Source organism: Micromonospora rosaria (assembly GCF_001567585.1).
GTDB classification, from domain to species: Bacteria; Actinomycetota; Actinomycetes; order Mycobacteriales; family Micromonosporaceae; genus Micromonospora; species Micromonospora rosaria.
Genome location: NZ_LRQV01000185.1, coordinates 1 through 10824 on the forward strand (window position 1 = coordinate 1; position 10824 = coordinate 10824).

Sequence of the window (10824 nt, forward strand, 5' to 3'; positions counted from 1 at the left end):
CCGCCCCGCCGTGGTCACCCGCACCCTCACCGAGCTGACCGGCCCCCGGCGCGGGGTGGTGGAACTGCCGGTGCGGTTGATGTGGAGCAGCGACCGCACCTTCGACCTCGCCGACCCCGACCAGCTCCTCTGGATGTACGAGAACGTGCTGCGGGAGAGCACCCGCGCCGACGACCTGCGCACGCTGATCGACGGCCGGACCCTGCGTCGGGTCTGGCCGCTGCTGAACCTGCCGCGCGGGGTACGCCAGGCGTGGGAGGCCCGCCACCGGGGGCTGCGCGCCGCGTGAGCGCCGGCCACCCCGACGACAACGCCGGCCAACCGGGCAGCAGCGGTCACCTGCACAGCGCCGATCATCTGCACGGGTTCTACCGGGAGGTGGCCCGGGTGGCGCTCACCGCCGCCGGCCCGCACCGGTTCGTCCTCGGCGGCGGGGTCGCCTGGGCGGCCCACGGCCTGGTCACCCGCCCCACCGAGGACGTGGACCTGGTCGCCGACGTGGAGGGGGCGGCGCTCGCCGCCGCCACCGAGGTCCGGGCCGCCCTGGAACGGGCCGGGTTCGAGGTGCTCGACGCCGACCCGGACAGCGACCTGGCCGACCTGTTCGCCGGCTTCGACCGGGACATGAAGGACTTCGTGGTCGGGCGCGACGGTCGGCAGATCCGGCTCAGCCTGGCCCGGCTCGACCGGCACCGCAGTCCGGTCGTGATGGACCTCGGCCCGGTGATGGACCTGCGCGACCTGATCGCCAACAAGACCGCCGCGCTGGTCAACCGGCGGGAGGTCCGCGACTACATCGACGTCGCCGCCGCCCTGGACCACTACACCGTGGCCGACCTGCTCGACCTGGCCCGGCAGCTCGACCCCGCCCTGGACCCGGCGGACATCCGGGCCGCCGGCCGGTACCTCGACCGGGTGCCCGACCGCCGTTTCGCCCGGTACGGGCTGGACTCCGCACAGGTGACCCAGCTCCGCGACCGGCTCGCCGTCTGGCCCCGCTGACCGTTCCGGCTCTGCCGTCCGGGGTCGTGTCGGCTGCGGTACGGGGGCTCACACCCGCTATAGCATCCTAGGATCCTGGGTGAATAGCCGGATGCTAGGGGCCTGCGGCCGGGCGGGACCAAGCCGGGCCGGGACAGGGTCCACACCCCCGCTGACGTGCATCTTCGCCGCGGCACCGGGTACCCGCGCGACGCGGACCGCCCGTCGGGCGGCGGATGCGAAGGAGGACGGTCATGCGGGAGGTGCAGCTCTCGGACGTCGAGGTGCGGGTGTACGAGGCGGTCGGCGCGCTGGAGTCGCGCGGCCAGGTGCCCTACCCCGACCTGATCGCCGAGGAGGCCGGGATGGACGAGGAGCAGGTGCACCCGCCGCTGCGGTCGCTCACCGACAAGAACCTGCTGCACCGGGAGGACTCCCCGATGTCGGGGCTGGACTTCGGCCCCCGATGGTGTGCCCGCCAGATGGCGTGACCGCCCCCGCCCGCGACACCGCCGATCCGCGACGCTGGCCGGCGCTCGGCGTCGGCCTGGTCGCCGCGTTCATGACGCTGCTCGACATCAGCATCGTCAACGTCGCCATCCCCTCGATCGACCGGGCGCTGCGGGCCACCCCGAGCGACCTGCAGTGGGTGCTCTCCGGGTACGCGCTCACCTTCGGCCTGGTCCTGGTGCCGGCCGGTCGCTTCGGTGACCTGCGCGGCCGACGGACCGCCTTCGTCGTCGGAGTGGCGCTGTTCACCCTGACCAGCGCGCTGGCCGGGCTGGCCCGCTCCCCCGAGTGGCTGGTGCTGGCCCGGCTGGTGCAGGGCGCCGCCGCCGGAGTGGTCAACCCGCAGGTGGCCGGGCTGATCCAGGAACTCTTCCGGGGGCCGGAACGGGCCCGGCCGTTCGGCCTGCTCGGCGCCACCATCGGCATCTCCACCGCGGTCGGCCCGCTCCTCGGCGGTCTGCTGATCCACCTCGGCGGCACCGAGCACGGCTGGCGCTGGGTGTTCTTCGTCAACGTGCCGGTCGGCATCGTCGCGGTGCTGCTGGGCTGGCGGCTGCTGCCGGCCCGCCCGTCGACCGCGCACGCCGACCGGCGCGGACTGGACCCGGTCGGCGTCGCGCTGCTCGGCGTCGGGGTGGTCGCCCTGCTGCTCCCCCTGGTCCAGCGGGAGCAGTGGCACAGCCCCTGGCGGTGGCTGCTCCTCCCGTTCGGCCTGGCGACCCTGGTCGCCTTCGGGATCTGGGAGCGACGGTACGGCCGCCGCCGGGAACCCCTGTTCGACCTGCGCCTGTTCCAGATCCGCTCGTACCTGCTCGGGGCGGTGATCGCGCTGGTCTACTTCGGCGGCTTCACCGCGATCTTCTTCATCGTCACCCTCTACCTGCAGGACGGGCTCGGCTACAGCGCTCTCGTCGCCGGGGTGACCATCACCCCGTTCGCCCTGGGATCGGCGGCGACCTCCGCCCTCGGCGGCCGGATCGTCAACCGCTACGGCCGGCCCCTGGTGGCGCTCGGCCTCGGCGCGGTGGTGGTGGGGCTGGTCGCGGTGGTCCTCGTGCTGCGGGTCGGCGCCGGCGCGCCGGTGCCGCTGCTGCTCGCGGCGCCGCTGCTGCTCGCCGGCCTCGGCAGCGGGCTGGTGATCGCGCCGAACCAGACGCTCACCCTCGCCGAGGTCCCGGTGCCGCTGGCCGGCAGCGGCGCGGGCATGTTGCAGACCGGGCAGCGGATCGGCTCCGCGACCGGCATCGCCGCGGTCGGCACGCTCTTCTTCGCCACCCTCGGCACCCGGGGCGACTGGTCGCTCGCCTTCCGGCACTCGGTGCTGCTGGCCGCCGGGATCATCGCGGTGGCGCTGGTGGCCGCCCTGGTCGACATCGGACGGGGACGCGCCCGGCCGGGCCGGCGACACCGCTGACCGCAGGCCGCCACGTGTCGGTCGCCGGTGCCGGCGTCAGCGCCGTGACACGCCACTGGCGGTTCACCGCCGGTCGGGGTGGGACCGGTCGACGACAACGGGGCGGCGTCCGCCGGATCGCTCCGGCGGACGCCGCCCGCTGCCACGCCGGGCGCTGCCCGGTGTCGCCGTACCGTCAGCTGCCCGACCCGGCGCCGAGGCGGTTGCGCCGCCAGGCGAGGGTGAGCAGCATCAGGACCGCGCCGACGCCGACCAGGGCGCCGCCGACCTTCAGCGGCGTCCCGGCGTCGTCGCCGGTGACCGGCAGCCAGCCGCCCTTGTGCGGGGGCTTGGGGGACGGCGAGGTGCTCCGGCTGGGCGACGGTTGGGGCTTGGGCAGCACCTCCAGGGTCACGGACGCCGTGCGGCCCGACACGCGGCCGGTCGCCGTGTACGTGTGCGTGCCGTGCAGGTGCGGGGTGTGGCTGATGGTGAACCAGCCGTCCCCGTCGGTCGTCGCCACCAGCGGCGGCAGGACGGGGTTGACCCGGATGGTGATGTCCACCGTCTCGTTGGGCCCGAAGCCCCAGCCGGTGAGCTGGGCGCTCGCGCCCAGGGTCAGCGAGGTCGGGTTGACCGTCAGCGCCGGGGGCTGCGGCGGGTAGTCCGCGGGTGGTGTGGTGACGGTGGGCGCTGGCTGCGGCTGGGCCGCGGCCGCCACGGTCGGCACGGCCGCCACGGCCAGACCGATCGTGAGCGCCATGATGATGCGGTTGAGCCGCATGATGGTTCCCTCCTACTGGTTACAGGCTGGTGCGGGATCTATCTGGGTGGTCCACGGGGTGGCGGTGGGGGTGTGCCAGAGGTCGGCGGCGCCGACCGTGGTGCCGACCGCGGTGAGCAGGTCGACCTCGAGGGTCCGGGACGTGCCCGGACCCAGCTCGACGGTCGCGGTGACCACCTGACGGCGGCGTTCGACACCGCTGCCGAGGGACACCGGCCGGCCGTCGAGCCGGCCGCCCAGCACCGCGCCGCCCGCCGGACTGAAGACGTTGACCAGCGTGCGGACGGTGTAGGGCGGGACGTTGCGGCCCGGCCCGAGCACCGAGGGGGTGAGCCCGGTACGCGGCGCCGAGGAGTGCAGGGAGAGTCGCAGCCGGAGCTGACGCCGGCCGTCGGGGCGGCACTCGCCGACCGTCAGGTGCGCCGACGGGTTCAGGTAGTAGCCCAGCTTCGCGCCGGTGCCGTCGTTGAGGAACACGCCGACGGTCGGTTCGTCCTCCTGTTCCGGTAGCACTCCCGCCAGCCGGCTCGGGGTGAGAACCTGCTGCTCCTCCGCGCGGGCACTCCAGAACAATATCCGACGTTCGTCAACAGAACGGCTGATAGCCGACAAAACACCCGGAAGGCTGACGTCCGGCCCGAACAGCGCGTCGAAGACCACCGCCGCCGCCGAGGCGAAGTACGTGTCCTGCGCGCTGTCGTCGAGGCGCAGGTAGGCGTCGGAGAGCAGGGTCCGCACGGCGGTCTCCGCGCTGAGCTTCGGGCCGCCCGGCACCGCGACCGGGCCGGTGGCGGCCAGCAGGTAGGAGAGCGCGACCGGGTCCACCGCGAGGACGCCGTCCACGGTCGTCCCGGTCCGCCGCCGGACCATCTCGCGGAACAGCCGCGCCGCCGTGGGGAAGTGCGGGGTGAGGTTCACGTCGGCCGGGAAGACCCCGGGCAGGTCCGCGTAGAGCTGGCGCATCTCGGCGGTGAGCACCTTCACCGGCGGGTCGAAGCGCCGCAACTCGGTGGCGGCGCTGCCCTGCCCGACGATCCGCACCCGACCGTCCTCGGCCCGGATCAGCGCGTACGCGCCCAGCATCCCGCCGGTGGCCCGCAACTCGGCCAGGTTCTGCGAGGCGAGCAGGTACGTCCGGGGACCGTCGGCGCCCAGCAGCGGGGGCAGCACCCGGGCGCCCTCCCGGGCCACGGCGGTCAGCCGGGCCAGGCCGTCCACCTCGTCGCGGAGCCGGGTCAGCGCGGCCTGGACCGGGGGCAGCAGACCGTCGGCGGGCAGGCCCGCCAGCACCGTCCGGTTACGTTGGATCGCGTCGTCGCCGGCGGCCAGCCGCCCGGTGGCCGCACGCAGTCCGATCAGGTCGAGGGTGCCGCCGGTGGGCAGCAGCGCGGTGAGGTCCACCTGGAGCAGGGGTGGGAAGGCGTGCCGGGCCAGGTCGTCGATCACCACCGCGATCCGGCGGACCGCGGCGAGGTCGTCCCCGCCGTACGGCACGTGTCCGGCCAGCCACCAGGCCGGGTCCCCGGTCGCGGTCCGGGCCTGGCCGGTCTGCTCCTGCAGGGCCGCGAGCGTGCGCTGGGCGCGTGCGGTGTCCCCGGCCCGCAACTGGGCGCTCAGGTCCTGGGCCAGGTCGGCGGCGGTGAGCAGGTGGGCGCGGGCCTGCCAGCCCCGCACCCCCACCCAGCCGGTGCCCAGCAGCAGCAGGGAGAGCACCACGAGGGCGCCCAGCAGCGCCCGACGCCGCCGGGCCCATCGGCGACGGCGGGACCGCGGACCACTCGGGGCCGGACTTTCCGCCACGCCACCCTCCGATCTGATAACGGACACAAGCTGCCATTTCTCCTCAGCAACTTCTAACACGCCCGAGGAGGCATCTGGACGGTTATCGCCAATTACGCGCCGCGCGCGGTGTTTGGTGGCCTTTTTCCGGTCCGGGCGTCGACCGCCTCGTGCAGCAGCCGTTCGATCCGGTCCACACCGGCCCGCAGCGACATCTCCCGCAGGTAGGCGTCCCGCCCCCGGCGGCCCATCTCCAGCCGGGCGGCGGCCGGGATGGCCGCGGCCAGCCAGAACCGGTCCGCCAGCGCCGCCCAGTCCTCCGGTGGGCAGGACAGCCCGGCCCGCGCCCGCTCGACCAGCTCGGCGGTGTCGCCCCCGGCTGCGGCGACCACCGGCGCCGCGCAGGCCAGGGCCGCCTGCACCTTCGCCGGCACGGTGCCCCGCAGCTCGGGCAGGTCCCGCGCCGTCACCAACTGGTAGTCCGCGGCGGCGTACAGCTCGGGCATGTCCAACGCCGAGCGGCGCGGCACGAAGCGGACGTTGCGCAGGCCCAGGTCGGCGGTGAGCGCCCGCAGCCGGAGCTCCTGCGCGCCGGAGCCGACCAGGACCAGGTGCACCGTGTGCTCCAACGCCGCCGCCGCCCGCACCGCCGTCTCCAGCCCCTGCTGCGCGCCCATGGTGCCGGCGTGCATCACCACGCACCGGCCCGCGCCGCCGACCAGCCGGCGCGCCTGGGCACCCGGGGTGACCGGCCGGAACAGCCGCTCGTCGGTCCAGTTGAGCACCAGTCGGACCCGGTCGGCGGGCGCACCGGCGGCGGTCACCAGGTCGCGCATCGACGGGGCGCTCACCGCGATCCGGTCGGCCGACCGGTACGCCGACCGGCTGGCCGCCGCGATCCGCTGCGCCCACCGGTCGCCGTCGGCCTCCTCCCCCGGCCAGACGTCCTGCACGTGCAGGACGGTCGGCACCCGGGGCAGCACCCGCCCGAGGGCGGCGGCGGCGAACGCGCCCGCCGGGTGGTGGCACACGTAGAGCGCGTCGATCCCGCGCAGGAAACCGCGACCGGCCGCGGCAACGGTGGCGGCGAAGGAGAGCTGGGCGGCCAACCGACCCCGGGGGCCGGCGCCGTCGGCGGTGAACCGGGGCACCCGGCGCACGGTCAGCCGTTCGCCGCGCGTCTCGTGGTGCCAGCGTTGCCGCCAGCCCGGGTACACGGGGCCGCCCGGGTAGTCGGGGAAGCCGGTCAGCACCCGTACCTCGTGGCCCCGCGCGGCCAGTTCCTCGGCGAGGCTACCGGGGACGAACGCGGGCTCCGGCGGGAAGTGGTACGACAGCACGCCGATCCTCACCGGGCCACCCCCGTCCGGGCCGGCGCGGCGGGACACCGCCGTGGCGGCTGCGGCGCGTACGATGCCGGCAGCCCCTCACCGGCCGCCCGGCTACCGGCGTGCCGGACGACACCGTGGAGAGGGGCCCCGATGGCCGAGCGGATCCTGTTCGTGTGCCACGCCAACCTGTGCCGCTCGCCGATGGCGGAGTACCTCGCCACCGGCCTGCTCGCCCACCTGCCGGTGACGGTGGTCAGCGCGGGCACCGATGCCGTCGAGGGCCGGCCGATGCACCCGTACGCCGCCGAGGTGGCCGCGGGCACCGGGCGTGACCCGGAGGGCTTCCGCAGCCGCCGGGTCGACACCCGGCACCTGCTCGACGCCGCCCTGGTGCTGACCGCGAGCCGCCACCAGCGGGGCAGGTGTGTCTCGTTGGCCCCCGCCGCGCTGCACCGGGTGTTCACGCTGCGCCAGTTCGGCCGGCTCGCCGACCTGGCGTCGCCGCCCGAGACCGGGACCGGCGAGCCGGTGCGGGCCGTGGTGCGGGCGGCGGCCCAGGCGCGGGGACGGCTGCAACCCGCCGCCCCCGCCGACGACGACCTGGCCGACCCGCTCGGTGGCGAACTCGCCGACTTCCAGCGCTGCGCGCGGGAGATCGAGCGGTGCGTGCTGCCGGTCGCGGCGCTCATCGACGCAGCCGGGTGAGTTCCTGGGTCGGGTCGGCGACCCGGTCCGGTCCGAGGAAGGCCCCGGTCGGGGCGGCCGAGGTACGGGACCGGGCGGCCGGTACCTCGATCTTGTACGTCTCGTAGCGGTAGACGTCGGCCTTGCCGAGTTTGGCCATGTTCAGCACGCAGCCGAGCAGCCGGACGGAGACCGACTGCAGCGCGTGCGCCGCCGCGCTCACCTGACCCCGGTCGGTGCGGCCGTGCTGGCTGACCAGCAGGGCGCCGTCGGCCTGGACCGCGACCACCACACCGTCGGTGACGCTGCCCAGCGGGGCGGTGTCGATGACCACGATGTCGGCCGACTCGCGCAGCACCACCAGCAGGTCCGCCATCGCCTTGGAGCCGAGCAGTTCGCTGGGGTTCGGCGGGGTCGACCCGCTGGGCAGCACCAGCAGCGACTTGTCGCCCCAGCGCTGCACCACGTCACCGACCTGCACGTCGCCGACCAGCACGTCGGTGAGCCCGACGCTCGACTCCAGGTTGAGGTACTCGGCGACCTTGGGCCGGCGCAGGTCGGCGTCGACCAGCGCGACCCGCCAGCCGGCCTCGGCCAGGGCGATGGCGAGGTTGCAGGAGGTGGTGGTCTTGCCCTCGCCCTGCAGGGCGCTGGTCACCGCGATCACCCGGGCGGGCTCGTGCACGTCGACGAAGCGCAGGTTGGTGCGCAGCTTGCGGATGGCCTCGGCGCGCGGCGAGTTGGCCGCCTCGCCGACGATCAGCGGCTCGGTCCGGGCGGTGGCGTCGAAGGGGATCTCCCCGAGCAGCGGGCTGCCGGTGACGCGCTGGAGGCTCAGCGCGTCCCGCAGCCGGGTGTCCAGCTTGATGCGCAGGATGGCCAGTCCCACCCCGAGCAGCAACCCGACCAGCGTCCCCACGCCATAGTTGCGCAGCGGCTGCGGGGAGACCGGGGTGGAGCCGACCCGGGGGCCGCCGATCACCTCGACCTTGATCGGGGCGGTGCGCCCCTCGGGCGGGGTCTCCACCTGCTTGACCAGATCCACGAAGCCGGTCGCCACCGCCTCGGTCAGGCGCAGGGCCCGGGTGGCGTCGGTGTCGGTGACGGTGGCGTGCAGCAGCACCGTGTCGGGGACGGTCTTCGCCTCGATCCGGCCGCGTACCGCCTCGGCGGTCAGGCCCAGCGGCTGCCGGGCCACCACGCTCTGCGCCAGCCGGTCACTCTGCAGCAGGTCGACGTAGGACTTGACCCGCTGCTGCATGAAGATGCTGCCCTGGTACGCCTCGCTGACGCCCTGGTTCGGAGTGGTGACGAAGAAGGTCACCGAGGCGGCGTACCGGGGCTGCGCGCGGACGGTCACCAGGGTGGTCACGCCCAGCGCCACCATCACCGTGACCAGGACGATCCACCAGTGTCGCCGAACGGCCCGCAGGTAGTCACGTACCTCCATGAGTCGCCCCTCCCGGTCCCGTGCCTGTCGACAAGAAATGCAACGAAACTCCCCATAACTCGACAAAACCCATGACAGTATTTAGTTCCCCCCCATTCGGCGCGGACGGGACCAACCGAATGTAGACGATCGGAAACCATATCCGCCGTAAATCCCTCAGACGGCGACAAGAACCCGAGGGCAGAGCATGGACGCCGCAGCACCGACCTCGTCCGCCTCCACCAGCGAGCACCGGCCGGCCCGGCACCGGGGCCTCCTACCCCTGTTAACGTTCGACGCCCTCGCCTGGTGCGGGGGCTTCCTGGTCGCCGCCGGGACCCGCTTCGAGTTCGCACTCACCGTCAACCAGTGCGGCTGGGTGCTGGCCACCGCCCTGGCCTGTGCCCTGGTCCACGCCGCAGTCGGGCAGGTCCGGCGCAGCCTGCGCGGACGGCATCCGGTGGGCAGCCTCGGCGAGGCCCGCGACCTGACCGGCACCGCCGCGCTGGTGGCGACCTGCGCGCTGCTGGTGATCGTGCCGCTGCCCGAACGGCCGGTCCCGGCGACCACGCCCGTGGTGGGCGCCGCCATCGCGCTGCTGATCATGGCGTCCGGGCGGGCCGCGTACCGGTACCACCGGGACCGCCGCCGCGCGACCTCGTCGACGACGAGCCGGACACTCATCTACGGCGTGGACGCCACCACCCCCCGTCTCGTCCGGGCCCTGCACGACGACCCGCTCGGCCGCTACCTGCCGGTGGGGTTGCTCGCCGACGACCCCGACGAGCGGGACCTGCGCCTCGACGGCGTCCGGGTGCTCGGTGGCCGGGAACAGGTGGGCGAGATCGTGCAGCGGACCCGGGCCGACACGGTGATCTTCTGCATGGGCGGCACCGACGCCGAGCTGATCCGCGACGTGCGGGCCCGTACCCTGCGGGCCGGGGCCGCGTTCAAGGTGCTGCCGCCGATCCGCGACCTGCTGGACCGGCCGGTGGCGGTGACCGACGTGCGGGACATGCAGCTCACCGACCTGCTCGGCCGGGCGCAGCGGGTGGCCGACCTGACCGTCGAGAGCAGCGGCCTGCGCGGTCGGCGGGTGCTGGTCACCGGCGCCGGCGGCTCCATCGGCTCGGAGCTGTGCCGGCAGATCGCCCGCTGCGAACCGGGCGAGCTGATGATGCTCGACCGCGACGAGTCGGCCCTGCACGCGCTCCAGTTGTCCCTGCACGGGCGGGCGATGCTCGACGGGCCGGAGCTGATCCTCGCCGACATCCGCGACGCCGCCGAGATCAGCCGGATCGTCGCCGACCGACAGCCGGAGATCGTCTTCCACGCCGCGGCGCTCAAGCACCTGACCCTGTTGCAGCGGCATCCCGGCGAGGCGATCAAGACCAACATCCTGGGCACCCTCAACGTGCTGGAGGCGTGCCGCGACGTCGCCGAGTTCGTCAACATCTCGACCGACAAGGCGGCCAACCCGATCAGCGTGCTGGGCTACTCCAAGCGACTCACCGAACGGCTGACCGCGCACCACGCCGCGTGCTCCGGGGGCCGCTACCTCAGCGTCCGGTTCGGCAACGTGCTCAGCAGCCGGGGGTCGGTGCTGACCGCGTTCCGCAGCCAGCTCGAGGCCGGCCTGCCGATCACCGTGACCCACCCCGACGTCACCCGGTACTTCATGACCGTGCAGGAGGCGGTGCACCTGGTGCTCCAGGCGGCGACCATCGGACGCGGCGGCGAGGCGCTCGTGCTCGACATGGGTCAGCCGGTCCGCATCGCCGACGTGGCCCGCCGGCTGGCCGACGACTCCCCCACCGGCGCCGAGATCGTCTTCACCGGGCTCCGCCCCGGCGAGAAGCTGCACGAGGACCTCTTCGGCGCCGACGAGACCGACAGCCGGCCGATCCACCCGCTCATCTCGCACGTCCGGGTA

Annotated in this window: 10 protein-coding genes; 6 read left to right on the forward strand and 4 right to left on the reverse strand. The window is 74.3% G+C overall.

Going from position 1 to position 10824, the window contains the following annotated elements:
• The 4 genes from AWW66_RS29385 to AWW66_RS29400 form a co-directional block, all read left to right on the forward strand.
• On the forward strand, nt 1-289 hold a 289-nt coding region (locus AWW66_RS29385; protein ID WP_245648538.1), incomplete at its 5' end, for a hypothetical protein.
• Nucleotides 290-339: 50 nt separating this feature from the next.
• Nucleotides 340-1002, forward strand: a complete 663-nt coding sequence (locus AWW66_RS29390; RefSeq protein ID WP_067373221.1) for a nucleotidyl transferase AbiEii/AbiGii toxin family protein — start codon at nt 340-342, stop codon at nt 1000-1002.
• Between the two features lie 233 nt (nt 1003-1235).
• A complete protein-coding gene (locus AWW66_RS29395) occupies nt 1236-1472 on the forward strand; it encodes a hypothetical protein (RefSeq protein ID WP_067373197.1) in 237 nt (78 codons plus the stop codon).
• Nucleotides 1448-2905, forward strand: a complete 1458-nt coding sequence (locus AWW66_RS29400) for an MFS transporter (RefSeq protein WP_067373200.1) — start codon at nt 1448-1450, stop codon at nt 2903-2905. The genes AWW66_RS29395 and AWW66_RS29400 overlap by 25 nt, the downstream gene beginning before the upstream one ends.
• Before the next feature lie 175 nt (nt 2906-3080).
• On the opposite strand, the gene AWW66_RS29405 is transcribed toward AWW66_RS29400, so the two are convergent.
• The 3 genes from AWW66_RS29405 to AWW66_RS29415 form a co-directional block, all read right to left on the reverse strand.
• Nucleotides 3081-3668: a hypothetical protein gene (locus AWW66_RS29405; RefSeq protein WP_067373203.1), complete on the reverse strand. Its 588-nt coding sequence runs from the start codon at nt 3666-3668 to the stop codon at nt 3081-3083.
• A gap of 12 nt (nt 3669-3680) precedes the next feature.
• On the reverse strand, nt 3681-5384 hold the full coding sequence (locus tag AWW66_RS29410; protein WP_245648539.1) for a DUF4012 domain-containing protein: 1704 nt from the start codon (nt 5382-5384) through the stop codon (nt 3681-3683).
• 176 nt (nt 5385-5560) lie between these two features.
• The gene (locus AWW66_RS29415; protein WP_067373209.1) at nt 5561-6799 is read right to left on the reverse strand and encodes a glycosyltransferase family 4 protein; all 1239 of its coding nucleotides are present in this window, start codon (nt 6797-6799) and stop codon (nt 5561-5563) included.
• Between the two features lie 129 nt (nt 6800-6928).
• On the opposite strand from AWW66_RS29415, the gene AWW66_RS29420 reads away from it, so the two are divergent.
• The gene (locus tag AWW66_RS29420; RefSeq protein WP_067373212.1) at nt 6929-7483 is read left to right on the forward strand and encodes an arsenate reductase/protein-tyrosine-phosphatase family protein; all 555 of its coding nucleotides are present in this window, start codon (nt 6929-6931) and stop codon (nt 7481-7483) included.
• Here AWW66_RS29420 and AWW66_RS29425 read toward each other — a convergent pair.
• A complete protein-coding gene (locus AWW66_RS29425) occupies nt 7464-8912 on the reverse strand; it encodes a tyrosine-protein kinase domain-containing protein (protein ID WP_067373215.1) in 1449 nt (482 codons plus the stop codon). The genes AWW66_RS29420 and AWW66_RS29425 overlap by 20 nt on opposite strands.
• 187 nt (nt 8913-9099) lie before the next feature.
• Between AWW66_RS29425 and AWW66_RS29430 the strand changes: the two genes are divergently transcribed.
• On the forward strand, nt 9100-10824 hold a 1725-nt coding region (locus tag AWW66_RS29430), incomplete at its 3' end, for a polysaccharide biosynthesis protein (RefSeq protein WP_083979146.1).